Raw genomic sequence first — 15,004 nt, 5'->3', positions numbered from 1 at the left:
GAACGCACGTCCGGAGCGAAAACCGCTATACAGTTTTCCCGGTCTAAAGAATGGACGCGGTCTGGGGGACGATCGGCAGGTAAGGCGCGTCGAACAGGTCTTCCCGGTCGAAACGGCTGCCGGTGCGGTTGACGCGAACGATCCGGCAATGCGTTTCGCTCATCATGATCGGCACCAGCAGCGTGCCGCCGGAGACGAGATGATCGGAGAACGTCCGGGGAAGGCTGTTGAATGCCGCAGTAATGAGAATCCGGTCGAAAGTCCCCTCACCCGGCACGCCTGCGCTGCCATCGGCCTGCCGGACGACGACGTTGCGGAGGCCCGCCTTTTCCAGGTTCTTTTGCGCCGATGCGACGAGCGTCTGATACCGATCGATCGTCAGCACGCGCTCGGCGACGCGCCCCATCACGGCCGCGGTAAAGCCGCTGCCGGTTCCGACCTCGAGTATGCGCTGGCCCGGCTTGAGATTGAGACAATGCAAAAGCCGAATGGCCAGGTCGCAACCCTCCATGAACGATCCGCAATCGAGCGGGATCAGCCGCTTGGAATAGACCTCGTCCTGGTATTGCGGCGGAGCGAAGAGCGTCCGCGGCGTCTGCTCCACGGCCTTCAGCAACTCATGATTGACGATGCCGGCGGAACGGAGCCGCAGCACCATCGCCGCAAACCCCTCCTGCTGGGAAATCCGTCCGCTCAAGCGACAGTCCCTTCCCGCAATGCCCGCGCGATGCGCTCCTGAACGGTATGATCGGTCATGTCCAGTTTAAGCGGCGTTACCGAGATCCGGTTGTCGCGCAATGCCCGAATGTCGGTGCCGGAGCGAAAGTCACCGGAACGCTCACCGAAGCGGAGCCAAAAATAGGGAAAGCCGCGTCCGTCCGTCCGCTCATCGATGCTGAGTCCGAATTCCAGCTTGCCCTGCGAGGTGACTTCCACACCTGCAACGGCATCCACGGGGCAGTTCGGAAAATTCAGGTTGATGAGCGTTCCGTCCGGTAAGTCGACATTCATCAATTTGCGGATGATTGCCGGCGCGTGCGTCTCTGCCACATCCCAGGGAACGTCCCGGCCGACGGCATAATGGTAGGCCTGGCTGAGCGCGATCGAGCGAATGCCCTGCAGCGTGCCTTCTATCGCACCGGCCACCGTTCCGGAATAGGTGACGTCGTCCGCAAGGTTCGCGCCGACATTGACGCCGGAAAGGACGAGGTCGGGCTTCCGGTCGAGGATCTTCTTGACCGCCATGATCACGCAATCGGTCGGCGTGCCCCGGAGCGCGAACCGCCGTTCGGAGACCGGGCGCAGACGCAGCGGCTCCGAAAGAGTCAGCGAATGGGCAAGCCCGCTCTGGTCCACTTCCGGCGCCACCACCCAAACGTCGTCCGATATCGTGCGGGCGATCCGTTCCAGGGCGGAAAGGCCCTCGGCGTGAATGCCATCGTCGTTCGTCAGCAGGATGCGCATGCCGCTCTTCTTCCGCTTCCTTGTTGTGCTCAGGCAGCTTTCTCGATCCGTCGCAGGCCGCCCATGTAAGGGACAAGGACGTCCGGCACCGTGATCGAGCCGTCATCATTCAGGTAATTTTCGACAACGGCAATCAGCGCCCGGCCGAGCGCGACGCCGGAACCGTTCAGCGTGTGGACAAACTTCGTCCCCTTCTCTTCTTTTCCGCGGTAACGCGCATTCATCCGGCGAGCCTGGAAATCACCGCAGACCGAGCAGGAGGAGATCTCGCGATAGGCGTCCTGTCCAGGCAGCCAGACCTCGAGATCATAGGTCTTGCGCGCGCCGAACCCCATATCGCCGGTACAAAGCGTCATGACGCGGTAGTGCAGGCCGAGGCGCTTCAGCACCTCCTCGGCACAAGCGGTCATGCGCTCGTGCTCGTCGATCGAGCTTTCGGCATCGGTGATCGACACCAGCTCGACCTTGTTGAACTGATGCTGGCGCAACATGCCGCGGGTGTCGCGACCGGCGGAACCGGCTTCAGAGCGGAAGCACGGAGTGAGCGCGGTGAAGCGCAACGGCAGCTTTTCGCCCTCGAGGATCTGCTCCCGCACCATGTTCGTCAGCGGGACTTCCGCCGTCGGGATCAACCAGCGTTCGTCGGTCGTCCGGAAGAGGTCGTCGGCGAATTTCGGCAACTGGCCGGTGCCGTACATCGCGTCGTCGCGGACGAGCAAAGGCGGCTGAACTTCGATATATCCGTGCTCTCCGGTGTGAAGATCGAGCATGAACTGACCGAGCGCCCTTTCAAGACGAGCAAGCCGGCCCTTCAGGATCGTGAAGCGCGAACCGGCAATCCTGGCCGCTCCTTCGAAGTCCATCAGTCCCAACGCCTCGCCGATCTCGAAATGCTCGAGAGGCTTATGGTTCCAGGTGGGCTTTGCGCCGACGATCCGCGTCACGACATTGGCGCTTTCGTCCGGGCCGACGGGCACGTCGTCAAGCGGCGTGTTGGGGATTCGCGACAGCGCATCGGAGAGCTCGGCTTCGATCCGGCGGCTTTCCTCTTCGGCCGCCGGCAACGCATCCTTGAGTTCCGCGACTTCGGCCTTGAGCCTGTCGGCCAGTTCGCTGTTCTTCTGGGCCATTGCCGCGCCGATCTCCTTCGACGCGGAATTGCGGCGGGACTGCATGTCCTGCAGCGACTGGAGGACTGCGCGGCGGCGTTCGTCAAGTGCGATCAGGGACGCCGACAATGGCTCCACACCCCGTTTCGCCAAGGCGTTATCGAGCGCGTCTGCATTGTCACGGATCCATTTGATATCGAGCATAGTCGTTCCACGCGTTGGTTGCCGCATGACGTCGGACCGGTTTACGACGAAATCGCGCGGCGATTCAAAAGTGCCGAAGCGCCTTGCGCGTCCGGAAAGCGCAGGCGCTGTGGTAAACGGCAAGAACTCTGCGGTCAGCCCTTGGCGGGGTCAGCCGTCTCGGACGAGCTTTCCTGCTCAGACGCAGCCTCACGCTCGAGGGCCTCGGCAGCCCTTCGCCTTTCGACGAGTCGCGCCGTGTAGATTGAAATTTCGTAGAGAAGGATGGCTGGCAGCGCAAGGCCGATCTGGGAAACCGGATCCGGCGGGGTCAGAACCGCCGCAACGACGAAGGCGATCACGATCGCGTATTTCCGCTTTTCGGCGAGCCCCTGAGCGGTGACGAAGCCGACACGCGCCAGGAGGGTCGTGATGACGGGCAACTGGAACACCAGGCCGAAGGCGAAGACCAGCGACATGATAAGGCTGAGATACTCGGAGACCTTCGGCAGGAGTTGGATTGCGACCTGCCCCTCACCGCCGCCCTGCTCCATGGCCAGGAAGAACCACATCACCATGGGCGTGAAGAAGAAGTAGACCAGCGCGCCGCCGATCAGGAACAGGACCGGCGAAGCGATCAGGAACGGCAGGAAGGCCGCGCGTTCGTTCTTGTAGAGACCGGGCGCGACGAACTTGTAGACCTGCGAGGCGATGACTGGAAATGCGATGACCAGGGCACCGAACATCGCGACTTTGATCTGCGTGAAGAAGAATTCCTGCGGCGCCGTATAGATGAGTTCGACGTTGCGGTGGCTGAGCCCGGCCCAGCTCACTGCCCATTTGAACGGCAGAACAAGGAGATTGAACAGCTGCTTGGCAAAATAGAAGCAGACGAGGAACGCCCCAAAAAACGCCCCTACCGCCCACATCAACCGCGTGCGCAGTTCGATAAGATGTTCCATAAGCGGCTGCGGCCGGTCCTCGATATCGCCGCTCATGCATCACCTTTCTTGCGCGGAACCGCGCGCGTCTTCGCCTTGCTCGCAGCCGGCGCTTCCTTCGGCGCTTTGCGAGCGGCCGGCCTCTTCGATGCCGCGTCGCCGGTGGCGTTCTTCGGGCTCGGGGCGCTTGCCTTCTTCGACGGCGCTCTGGGCTTGGCCACAGCTTTCGGTCCGCTCGCCTTCGGCGCGTCGGCGGCACGATCCATCTGTCTTGATGCAGAGCTCACCGCTGCCGCCGCCACCTTGTCCGTAGCCTTTGCCGCCGTTTCGCCGCCGGTGTCGGTCTTCACCGGGTCGGCCAGCGGTTCGGGCGTTGCCGGCTCCGACGGCCGGTCGGGCGTTGTTATCTTCTGCAGATCGGACTTGATCTCGTTTCCGAGCTGCCGCAGCGGGTTCATCGCATCCCGCAACGCGGTGGTCGGATTGAGGCTTTGCGCATCGCTGATCGTCTTGCGCACATCGTCAAGATCGGCTTCGCGCAGCGCCTCGTCGAATTGTCGCCGGAAATCAGACGCCATTCCACGCATCTTGGACGTCATCCGTCCAAAAGCGCGCAGCATCGGCGGAAGGTCCTTCGGACCGACGACGATGATCAAGACGATTGCAACAACAACAAGCTCGGTCCAGCCGATATCAAGCATCCGACGTGCCCTAAAAACCCGTGATGAGGCCTACCGGGCGCCGCTCGCACCCGGTCCCGCCACTCCGACCGTCAGCGGACTTCGTCAGATTTGTGGTCGACGGTCTTGCCGTCGATCGCTTTATCGGCCGAGGCGGCGTCTTCGTCGCTCATGCCTTTCTTGAAGTTCTTGATGCCCTTGGCAACGTCACCCATCAATTCCGGGATCTTGCCGCGGCCGAACAGCAGCAGGACCACCGCAAGGACGATCAGCCAATGCCAGATACTAAAGGAACCCATCCACTTACTCCCTCGAGACCCTAAACCGATTAGAGCCCACCACGTTGTCATTTTTCAGGCGCACCCATGGGCAAGCCATCCTCTTGGCGGACCCTAAGGTGTTGATGCGTCTTTTTCAAACACCAATATGTCGCGCTCGTTAACGGAAAGCGTGACGTCACGCAATCCTTGCGGCAGCAAATCGGCACGGATGCGGGCCCGAACCGTGCGCTCGGACTGCGGCACCGCGAGTTCCAAAAGCTCCACGACGCCCAGGAAGCGCCGGGATACGATGCGCGCGGGGATTTTCCCGCCTTCCTCATTGACCTGGATGCCGGAGAGGCGCACGGCCACACTCAGCGGCTGCCCCTCCGGATACTGCCCTGCGGCCACCACCCCCAGCGGCGTTTCGACACGACCGTCCCGCACGCACGCATCGAAGACGTTTATCTCTGAGAAGAACCCGGCGGTGAACAGATCGCAAGGCCGGCGATAGAGTTCGTCCGCCGTGCCGACCTGCACCAGTTGCCCCTCCCTCAAAAGGGCGATCCGGTCGGCCATGCGCATCGCTTCCTCGGCGTCGTGCGTTACGACGATGGCGGTGGCCCGCGTCTCGCGCAGGATGGCGAGCGTGTCGGCGCGGATGGAATCCTTGAGCCGTGAATCGAGACCGGAAAAGGGTTCGTCCATCAGTAGCACCGCCGGCCGCGGCGCAAGCGCACGGGCCAGCGCCACGCGCTGCTGCTCGCCGCCCGAAAGCACATGCGGATACCGCTCCGCATAATGCAGAAGGCCGACCCGCTCCAGCGCCGCATCGGCCTGCATCAGTGCCTTCTTCTTCGGCAGTTCGGTCAAGCCGAAACAGACGTTTTCACGGATGGTCATGTGAGGGAATAAAGCGAAGTCCTGGAACATAAGGCCAACGCCGCGCTTCTCCGGCGGAACGAAAATGGAAGGACCGGATATCTCCTGTCCGTTCAGCAGAAGCCGTCCGCCCGTCTGCATCTCGATGCCCGCGGCAATGCGCAATAGCGTCGTCTTGCCGGAGCCGGAAGGTCCGAGCAAGCAGAGCACTTCGCCGGCCTCCGCCTTGAGCGTGACACCCTTGATCGTATCCTTGGAATGGTAGCGATGGCTGATATTCTCGAATGCCAGGTTCGCTGCGAACGACACTCCCGAGCGCCTCGTCATCGTGACAGCGCCGTTACGCGCATCTGAAACCATACCTGCATTCCTCGACCCGAAGGCACCGTGCCATCGGAGCTGGAGATCACGATAATTCCAGGTCGGATCAGCCTGAAATCATCGTGATCGAATCTAATAGGTCAGAGCGGGTATGCGGGCGGAAAAACGCACACGATTTTCCTCATCCCGCTCCGGGGTCTAAAGCCGATATCCTTACTCAGGATTTAATCGTCTTCTTCGGCCTTCGGTGTCAAGAGCCCCAGCTCTTCGAGGTCCATCTGGGTGATGGGATCTTCGTTTTCGGCAAACTCATCCTCGCCGACCGGAACCGGAATATTCAAGTTGGAGGGGACACGTCCGGACAGCAGGCCGGCTCCCTTCAACTCATCGATGCCCGGCAGATCGCGGATCTCCTCGAGACCGAAGTGATCGAGGAAGTCTCGCGTCGTCCCGAACGTAACCGGACGCCCCGGCGTGCGCCTGCGGCCGCGGAACCGCACCCACCCTGCCTCCATCAACACGTCGAGGGTGCCTTTCGAGGTCTGAACGCCGCGGATATCCTCGATCTCGGCCCGCGTCACCGGCTGGTGATAGGCGATGATCGCCAGCACTTCCAGCGCCGCGCGCGAAAGTTTGCGGACCTCCTGCTCGTCCGTCTGAACGACAAAGGAGAGATCCGCGGCCGTGCGGAAGGCCCAATGATCGGCGACCTGAACAAGGTTGACGCCGCTCCCCGCATAACGGTTCTTGAGCCGCGCCATAACGCCTCCGACGTCGATGCCGCGCGGCAGCCGGCCGGCAATATAGGCTTCGGAAACCGGTTGAGCGGAGGCGAAAACGAGCGCTTCGGCAATCCGCTCGGCCTCCCGCTCAAGCCTCGGATCAAAAGAGAATTCTTCGGTGTAGTCCTCGTCATCCGGTGAGTCCGGCAAGAATTTCTGGGCTTCAGCCACGCGCCGCCTCCATCTCCGCCAAGGTTGCCGCATCGATCGGATTTGGCCCGCGCCGAACATAGATCGGCGTGAAAGCGCCCTCCTGACGGATCTCCAACCGCCCCTCGCGCACCATTTCGAGCGACGCCGCAAAGGAGCTCGCAATCGCCGTCGCGCGCTCCTTCGGACTCGTCATGTAGCGGATCAGGAAATGGTCGAGCGCCGTCCAGTCGTCAAGGCTGCCGACCATCCTCGCCAGAATCAAACGCGCGTCGCCGAGCGACCAGACGTGCCGCTTCTCGATCGTCACCTGCGTTATCGCCTGGCGCTGCCTGAGCGTCGCATAGGCTGCCAGCAGATCGTAAAGCGAGGCGTCATAGTCGGATTTCCTCTCCGTGACGATGTGTTCGGGGGCGCCGCGTACGAAGACGTCCCGCCCGAGGCGATTCCTGTTCACAAGTTTCGTCGCGGCGTCGCGCATAGCCTCGAGGCGCTTCAGGCGGAATGCAAGAGCCGAGGCCATTTCCTCGCCCGATGGTCCTTCATCCTTTGCCGGCTGCGGTATAAGGAGACGCGACTTGAGATAGGCAAGCCATGCCGCCATGACGAGATAGTCGGCGGCAAGCTCGATGCGAATGGACCGAGCCCGCTCGATGAAGGCGATATACTGCTCCGCCAGCGCCAGCACCGAGATGCGGGAAAGATCGACACGCTGGCTGCGTGCGAGGTGCAGCAAGAGGTCCAGCGGGCCTTCGAAGCCGGCGATGTCGACGACGAGCTCGTCCTCGTGCAATCCGACACGGGCAGACTCGTCCTGCCATAGAGGCCCGATTGGCGCCTTCGCAGAAGGCTGTCCTTGCCTTTCATCCGGATTGCTCAAGACCTTGCCCTTTCAGCAACGGACCGCCCGCCAGGTTCAGGGGCCTAGGCCAGCGCGAACATTGCGTTGAACTCCGCGCGCAGTGCAGCTTCGACTGCGTCGTCCGGTTCCCGGAAAGCCGCCTCGGCAGCCCTCGCCCGGCGGAGCCTCTCCCCGGAGAGAACCGGAACGACATCTGCCACGGCCATCATTTCTTCCATAATGCCATGACAATGCAAGACGAGATCAAGACCGGCGGCGATTATTCCGCCGGCACGTGCAGCCATGTCCCCGGCAAGCGCGTTCATGGATACGTCATCGGACATCAGCAGGCCGTCGAAACCGATATGGCCGCGAATGATCTCGCGTACGACCTTTGCAGATGTCGTCGCGGGGTTGTCCGGATCGATCGCAGTGAAGACCATGTGCGCCGACATGGCCATCGCTTCGTCCTTCATCGCCGCAAAGGGCAGAAAATCGCTGCGCTTCAACTCATCGAGACCGGCGCTGACGATCGGCAGGCTGTGGTGCGAGTCGACGAAGGTCCGGCCGTGGCCGGGCATGTGCTTCATCACCGGCAACATGCCGCCCGCCTTCAAGCCATCGCTCATCGCGCGCCCGATCGCAATCACCGTCGCCGGGTCATGCCCATAGGCGCGATTGCCGATCACGTCATGGCTGCCGGGCACCGGCACATCGAGCACGGGCAGGCAATCGACCGTAATGCCGAAGCGCATCAGGTCGAAGGCGTGCAGGCGCCCCATGAGCCACGCGGCGCGCAGGCCGAGTTCCCTGTCCCGCCGATAGATTTCACCGATCGCCGCGCCATTCGGGTATTGCTGCACGAGCGGCGGGCGTATGCGTTGGACGCGACCGCCCTCCTGGTCGATCAGCACCGGCGCGCGGGCGTTGCCGATGCTGTCGCGCAGGCTCGCCACCAGGTCGCGGATCTGCCCTTCCTCGCCGATATTGCGTCCGAAGAGAATGAAGCCCCAAGGACGCTCGCCCGCAAAGAAGTCCCGTTCTTCCTGCGTCAGCGTAAGTCCCTTGCAGCCGGAGATAAATGCCTTTGATTCGCTCATGCGAAAAGCATACTGCATGTTTTCCCAAAGCGTAGCCGACTTGGATCGATTCCGGAAAAAGTGCGCAGCGTTCTCGGTCCGGATGTGCGCAGCTTCAAGGAGTTAAGGCGCTCTGAGGACATCGAGACGCACCGGGACATAAGCATCCGGCAGCCTGCACAAAGAAAACGGGCGCGGCAACTCTGCCGCGCCCGTTTTTCGTCTCGTACTGTACCGCGCCTATTTGGTTACGAGGCAGTTTCCGCCGGCGCTTTTATAGCGAGAGCAAAGCGAATTCGCCTCCTCGCGCGAACCGGCAGGTATCCTGACCCGGTAGTACGTGCCCTTGCCAGCAATCTCCGCCTTGCGGATGTCCACCCCGCGACCGCCGATCACGCTCGCGAACTTCGACGAGAGATTGTTGTAGCTCTTCTGCGCCTCGGCCTCCGAGGGCAGAGAGGCAATCTGGATCACATAGCTGCCGGCGGGAACCGAAGCCGTCGCCAGCGGCGCGGCTGCCGTTTCGGTTGCGGGCTGGTTTTGCGCGGGGGCATTGTTGGAAGCGGCCGCCTGCGGCTGCGCGGCAGGGCGTGCCTGCGGCAATGCGGTCGTCTTTACGCTCCGAACGGGCGTGGCCCCATCAGCCGTTGCAGCGAGCTGGTCCGGCTGCGCGGCGGCGCTAGCTTCGCCCTGCGATCCGGCAGCAACAGCTTCACCGGACGCACGAGCCGGGATCGGCGCCGCACCGCCGGTTGTCGCGACGGTCGCGCTTGGCGGAGCCGGATCCTCACGGGGGACAAGCGTACCGTCCGGCTTGACGATCATGGTTCGGACCTTGCGCGGCGCGACGGCGGGGGCCGCTTCGTCTTCATCAGCGGCATTACCGGCGTCACTGCCCGGCAAGAGGCGGGCGACCTCGTCTTCGTCGGCGGGCGAAGCACCCGGCAACATCTCGTCGTCCCCGCGTCCCTCGAGCGGCAAGGTCTCTGGCGTCAGCGTCCGCTGCACCACATCCATCGGCTCCTCCGTCGAGGAGACCAGGCTCTGCTGGAGCGGCACCTTGCCCGAGACCCCGGCAACGCGGTCGTAAACCGCCTTGTCCTGGTTCGGCACGGTCTTGCCGCCCTTTTCCTCGGGAACGACCTTCACCGGCGCCTTGTCCGCAAGGATGATCTTCGGACCGTCGCCGGAAAGCGCTGCATTGCTGCCGCCCATCCAGGCGTAGACGGCGGCGCCGCCGATGATGATGATGCCGGCAACGCTTGCGGCCAGCAGCATGGTGCGCTGGGAGCGACGGCCATAACCTTCTTCACCGTATGCTTCGGCCTGAGCGTGGGGCATTGCCGTCAGGGCCTCGGCTTCCCGCGTTGCGCTACGACGCTCCGCCATGGAGCGCTGGAAATCCTCCTCCATCGCCTTCTCGAACTCATCGAAATCATCGGCCGGTGCGAATGCCGGAGCGGCCTTGTCCGCCGCCACGGGCCCGGTTTCGAGGTCCGCGCCGCTCCTGGCAGCGGGCGCGCTGAAAAGCTGCGCCATCTCGGCATCGATATCCAGATCGTAGTCGGCCGGATAAGCGACTGCTTTCTCGGCCTCGACCGCAGGCAATTGCGGAACGTCCAGTTCGGCAATAGGTGCGACCCCGGTCTCGGTTTCGCCGATCATCGCCGGATCGAAAGGCAGGGCGCTTTCGGCATGCTGCTTTTCCGATTCCACCGGCGCCGGCATCTGCGGCACAGGCGTCTGCGGCCTGTCGGCGAATGTCTCGCGCTCGCGCGGCGCGTTCAGCGCCTGCAGGTACGGCTGCGCAGGCGTTTCGACGAGCGCCGGATGCGACAGCGCCGCTTGCGTGGCGACAGCCTTGGCAGGAGCATCAGCGACCGGCTCATCCATAAGATCGAGATCGAGCGCTATATCGGCCAACTCCAGTTCGAAGCCCTCGATATCGAAGCTCGGCTCGACTTCCGCTTCCGGCATTCTGCTTTGCGGCACCTGAGGCGCTGCTTCCGCATGCATCTCGGACACCTGTTCCGGCGAGACGACCGCCGGTCTTGGGGCAACCGCGCTTGCGACAGCCGTCTCGACGGTTGGCGTAGCGAAAGCCCGCTGCTGCGAAACGCCGCCGGGTGACGCCACCGGCGTTGCGCGGCTGAATGTCGGCGTGAATGGATAGCTGTTCTTCTTGGCCGGTGCGGGCCGCTCGCGCGTTTCGGCCGCTGCAGGGACAGCAGGTCCTGCGACCGCAGGTACGGGAAAACGTTCTACATCGGCCAGAAGCCGGTCGGCGTCCGCAGAAGCGCCCGGCTGCAACGCCGTTTCCGCAGGCGCTGCGGCAACTGCCGCACGCTCATCCCCAGCGACCGGACCAGCTGCATCGCCGGCCATATCGACGTAGACGGGTTCTGCCAGCCCGGCTTGCTCGGCAAGTTTGCCGGCAATGGCGAGCTTGGAGGAGAGCGGCTCCTGCCAGTCGGCGAAAACCGGGACATCGCTCACGTCCGCATCGGTTGAACCCGGTTGCGCGGTGTCGGCTGCTTCGGGTGACGTATCGTAGCCGAGCGACAACTCGAGCTCGCGCTCCAGGTCCACGACCGGTTCGTCGCGCGGTGCCCTGACGCTTTCAACGAAATCCTCGTTCGGCGGAGGGGAATAGGACGCCGGCTGAAATTCCCTATCGGCGCCTGCCGGCTGTTCGGCTGGAGCCTCGACGGAAGGCAATTCGGCGGCCGGGGCGACCGCCTCAAAGGGGGCCGCATCGGTGACGGTTACGTCCTGGGCAAGCCGTTCATCGAAGGCAGCATGCGCTCCATCGTCCGACACGCCGGCAGACGGATGCTCGACAAGGCCGCTGTCGGGCCGAACCGGCGCTGCCTGGGGAGCGTCGTAGCTGTCGAACGCGCGGAGGAGTTCCTCCTCGAGATCGAAGGCGGGCTCGCGCCGCATCGCCTCCTGATGGCGCTGAAGCTCCTGCAATTGCTGAACGGCTGGCCGAGCATCGTAACCGACAATGCGGGCAAGTTCGCTCAACGGATCATCATCGGCCAGTGTATCGAATTCTGCCGGTCCGCTTCGTGCGAATTGTTTGTCTGCCATACTCTCCACTCACAACAGCCTGCGTTGAATTGCCAGTGCATTGTGGGGAAATGGTGACACTACTTACCGCATCTCATCCGGTGCTGAGGTGCCTGTAATCGACAGGCCCGACTTCAATACCGAGGCGACAGCATGCACCAGCCCGAGTCTGGCAATGCTTAATTCTCTATTCTTATCGTTAACAAAACGTAATTCCGGGTTTTCCTTACCTTTGTTCCAGTGTCCGTGGAAGACCGCAGCAAGATCATACAGGTAAAAAGCGATTCGGTGAGGCTCATGCGCGAGTGCTGCCGCCTCGACCACGCGGGGATATTCTGCGAGCTTAGCGACCAGCTGCATTTCGGCGGCATCGACAATCGTGCCCGCCGCGCCGGCGAGGTCAATGGACGACAGATCAAGATCCGGGAATGCTTCCGCAGCCTGGCGGAAAACGGAACGGCAGCGCGCGTGGGCGTATTGGACGTAGAAGACCGGGTTGTCCTTCGACTGCTCCGTCACCTTTGCAAAGTCGAAATCGAGCGGCTCGGAGCTCTTCCGGTAAAGCATCATGAACCGCACGGGATCGCGCCCGACTTCGTCAACGACGTCGCGCAGCGTCACGAAATCGCCCGAGCGCTTGGACATCTTCACCGGCTCGCCGTTGCGATAGAGCTTCACAAGCTGGCAGAGCAGCACCGTCAGCTTCGCCGTTCCGCCTGAAATCGCACGCGCCAGAGCCTCCAGCCGCTTGACGTAGCCGCCATGATCCGCGCCGAGCACATAGATCATTTCCTGGAAGTCCCGGTCGAACTTGTCCTTGAAGTAAGCAACATCGGCGGCGAAATAAGTATAGCTGCCATCGGATTTGATCAGGGGGCGATCGATATCGTCGCCGACCTCGGTCGAGCGGAAGAGCGTCTGCTCCCTGCCTTCCCAGTCTTCCGGCAGCTGCCCCTTCGGCGGCGGCAGAGTGCCTTTATAGACATGACCCTTGAAGGTCAGATCGTTGATGGCCGTGCGGATCCGCGCCGCGCCGTTGTCGTGCAGGGCGCGCTCGGAAAAGAACACGTCATGGTTGACGTTGAGTGCTGCCAAATCCTCGCGGATCATCGCCATCATGGCGTCGATGACGCGCTCCTTGACGAGCGGCACCCATTTGTCCTCCGGCATGATCCTGAGGCTGGTACCGTACTCGTCCGCAAGCGCCTCGCCCACCGGCACGAGATAGTCACCCGGGTAGAGGCCCGGCGGAATCTCGCCGATATCCTCGCCGAGCGCCTGACGATAGCGCAGGAACGCCGACCGGGCGAGCACGTCGATCTGCGAGCCTGCGTCGTTGATGTAGTACTCCTTGGTCACGTCATAGCCCGCAAAGGCCAGCAGATTGGCGAGGGCATCCCCGACGACGGCGCCGCGGCAATGGCCGACATGCATCGGCCCGGTCGGATTGGCCGAGACATATTCCACGTTGATCTTGCGTCCGGCACCGAGCGTGCTGCGTCCGTAATCGACGCCGGCGCGCGTTATCGCCGCCAGAAGTTTCTGCCAATAGGAGACCGACAGGCGGACATTGATGAAACCGGGACCGGCAACCGAAACTTCGGCGACCTCCGGATCCTGCCCGAGCTTGTCCACGATAAGGTCCGCCAGGGCGCGCGGGTTCATGCCCAGAGGCTTGGCGAGCACCATTGCGGCATTGGTCGCCACATCGCCGTGACTTGCATCGCGCGGCGGCTCTATATTGATGCGCCCAAAGTCCAGCTCGGATCGCTTTTCACGAACGATATCAATCGATTCCAGAATTCTGTTAATTCTTGCTTCGAAGTCTGTGAAAAGGTTCATCTAATCCGTCCGCTTTTTCCAGCCACACTGGAGAATGGCGCATATTCAAAAGGAGGCCGGGTCCATCGAGAACCTGCAGCCTCCACGCGGGGGCGTCACTAGCGCAAATCGGGCGTATGGTCAAACAAACGCCTATGCACGCTTATCGCGAAAGTATCCGTCATTCCGGCGAGATAATCCCCGACGTGGCGCGCCCGGGCCGGCTCCGCCATCCCGGCGATCTGGTCGATCCAATAGTGCTCCTTCATCAAAGCCGGATCGTCCATGAAGGCCCGGTAGAGATCCGTCACGATCGAGGCCGCTCCCTGGCGTACCCGCATGACCTCCGGATGCCGGTAGATGCGCGTCATCAGCAAATTCTTGATCTGTCGATCGGTCTCGCTCATCTCGTCCGAGAATGTTGCCATGGCCCTGCCCGCGCCGCGCACGTCATTCACGCTTTCCGGCCGGACCTCGCCAAGCCTTCTCTGCGCCACGCCGATAACGTCTTCCACCATGGCGGTGATCTGCCGCCGCATGATCTCATGGGTGAACCGGCTGCTCTCGAGGCCCGGGTAGCGGTCGCGAACCTCGCGCATCAGCCGGGCGAGAAAAGGTATCTCCTCCAGCATTTCGAAGGTGAGGTAGCCGGCGCGCAGACCGTCGTCGATATCGTGCGTATTATAGGCGATATCGTCCGCAATTGCCGCCACCTGCGCCTCGAGGCTCGCAAAGCTCGCGAGCTCGAGATCGTGAAGCGCGCAGTAGTCGAGGATCGGCTGCGGAACCGGGCCGCGAATGCCCTGCCCGTCCGCCGTCATCAGCGGACCGTTATGTTTGACGAGGCCCTCGAGGCTCTCCCATGTGAGATTGAGACCATCGAACTCCGCGTAGCGCCGCTCAAGCTTGGTGACGATTCGCAGCGACTGCGCGTTGTGGTCAAAGCCGCCATAGGGCTCCAGCACCTCGTGCAGCGCGTCCTCGCCGGTATGTCCGAAGGGCGTATGGCCGAAATCGTGGACGAGCGCCACGCCCTCGGCGAGATCCTCGTCGAGATTGAGCGCCCTGGCGAGCGCGCGGGCGATCTGGGCGACTTCGATCGTATGCGTCAGCCGCGTGCGGTAGTGGTCGCCGTCGGCGGCAATGAAGACCTGCGTCTTGTGCTTCAGACGCCGGAAAGCCGTCGTATGAACGATGCGGTCACGGTCGCGCTGGAAATCGGAACGAGTCGGGCTGGATGCCTCCGGATAAAGTCTGCCGCGTGAAGCCCAAGGGTTCGATGCGTAAGCTGCATGTTCACCGTAACCAAAACCAAGGGCCTGTCTGTCGACTGTCATTTCACACCTGCGCGGGTCATCCCATTGACGGGACATTCAAGCCTTCATACCTATAGAAAGCGCTACAGGAAAGCGACGCCGG

13 protein-coding genes are annotated in these 15,004 nt (G+C 62.5%); all 13 read right to left on the bottom strand.

From position 1 onward, the window contains the following. Positions 1-43: 43 nt before the first annotated feature. Positions 44-697 carry a protein-L-isoaspartate(D-aspartate) O-methyltransferase gene (locus tag SINAR_RS0117660; protein WP_028000314.1) on the bottom strand — a complete coding sequence of 218 codons (654 nt, stop codon included), beginning with the start codon at positions 695-697 and terminating at the stop codon, positions 44-46. Then, on the bottom strand, positions 694-1,464 hold the full coding sequence (gene surE / locus SINAR_RS0117655) for a 5'/3'-nucleotidase SurE (RefSeq protein WP_028000313.1): 771 nt from the start codon (positions 1,462-1,464) through the stop codon (positions 694-696). The genes SINAR_RS0117660 and surE overlap by 4 nt, the downstream gene beginning before the upstream one ends. A gap of 29 nt (positions 1,465-1,493) precedes the next feature. Beyond that, the gene (gene serS / locus SINAR_RS0117650) at positions 1,494-2,777 is read right to left on the bottom strand and encodes a serine--tRNA ligase (RefSeq protein WP_028000312.1); all 1,284 of its coding nucleotides are present in this window, start codon (positions 2,775-2,777) and stop codon (positions 1,494-1,496) included. Positions 2,778-2,911: 134 nt separating this feature from the next. Continuing rightward, positions 2,912-3,754 carry a twin-arginine translocase subunit TatC gene (gene tatC / locus SINAR_RS0117645; protein WP_028000311.1) on the bottom strand — a complete coding sequence of 281 codons (843 nt, stop codon included), beginning with the start codon at positions 3,752-3,754 and terminating at the stop codon, positions 2,912-2,914. Beyond that, positions 3,751-4,398, bottom strand: a complete 648-nt coding sequence (gene tatB / locus SINAR_RS0117640; protein WP_028000310.1) for a Sec-independent protein translocase protein TatB — start codon at positions 4,396-4,398, stop codon at positions 3,751-3,753. The genes tatC and tatB overlap by 4 nt, the downstream gene beginning before the upstream one ends. A gap of 71 nt (positions 4,399-4,469) precedes the next feature. Next, on the bottom strand, positions 4,470-4,676 hold the full coding sequence (locus SINAR_RS0117635; RefSeq protein WP_028000309.1) for a twin-arginine translocase TatA/TatE family subunit: 207 nt from the start codon (positions 4,674-4,676) through the stop codon (positions 4,470-4,472). 93 nt (positions 4,677-4,769) lie between these two features. Next, complete coding sequence (locus tag SINAR_RS0117630; protein WP_028000308.1) at positions 4,770-5,879, bottom strand: ABC transporter ATP-binding protein; 1,110 nt, start codon at positions 5,877-5,879, stop codon at positions 4,770-4,772. A 185-nt stretch (positions 5,880-6,064) separates the two neighbouring features. Then, a complete protein-coding gene (gene scpB / locus SINAR_RS0117625; protein WP_028000307.1) occupies positions 6,065-6,793 on the bottom strand; it encodes an SMC-Scp complex subunit ScpB in 729 nt (242 codons plus the stop codon). Further along, positions 6,786-7,652, bottom strand: a complete 867-nt coding sequence (locus SINAR_RS0117620; RefSeq protein ID WP_028000306.1) for a segregation and condensation protein A — start codon at positions 7,650-7,652, stop codon at positions 6,786-6,788. Before SINAR_RS0117620 ends, scpB begins: the two co-directional genes overlap by 8 nt. A 44-nt stretch (positions 7,653-7,696) precedes the next feature. Next, a complete protein-coding gene (nagZ, locus tag SINAR_RS0117615) occupies positions 7,697-8,731 on the bottom strand; it encodes a beta-N-acetylhexosaminidase (protein ID WP_028000305.1) in 1,035 nt (344 codons plus the stop codon). A 201-nt stretch (positions 8,732-8,932) separates the two neighbouring features. Next, positions 8,933-11,785 carry an SPOR domain-containing protein gene (locus SINAR_RS0117610; protein ID WP_028000304.1) on the bottom strand — a complete coding sequence of 951 codons (2,853 nt, stop codon included), beginning with the start codon at positions 11,783-11,785 and terminating at the stop codon, positions 8,933-8,935. Positions 11,786-11,848: 63 nt separating this feature from the next. Then, a complete protein-coding gene (argS, locus tag SINAR_RS0117605; RefSeq protein ID WP_028000303.1) occupies positions 11,849-13,606 on the bottom strand; it encodes an arginine--tRNA ligase in 1,758 nt (585 codons plus the stop codon). 98 nt (positions 13,607-13,704) lie between these two features. Further along, positions 13,705-14,922 (bottom strand): deoxyguanosinetriphosphate triphosphohydrolase, encoded by a 1,218-nt coding sequence (locus SINAR_RS0117600; RefSeq protein WP_028000302.1) that lies wholly within the window; start codon positions 14,920-14,922, stop codon positions 13,705-13,707. Between the last annotated feature and the right edge of the window lie 82 nt (positions 14,923-15,004).

The sequence above is a fragment of the Sinorhizobium arboris LMG 14919 genome (genome assembly GCF_000427465.1).
Lineage (GTDB): Bacteria > Pseudomonadota > Alphaproteobacteria > Rhizobiales > Rhizobiaceae > Sinorhizobium > Sinorhizobium arboris.
Note: the sequence above shows the minus strand (reverse complement) of the source record. Positions and strands in the feature narration are given on the sequence as shown.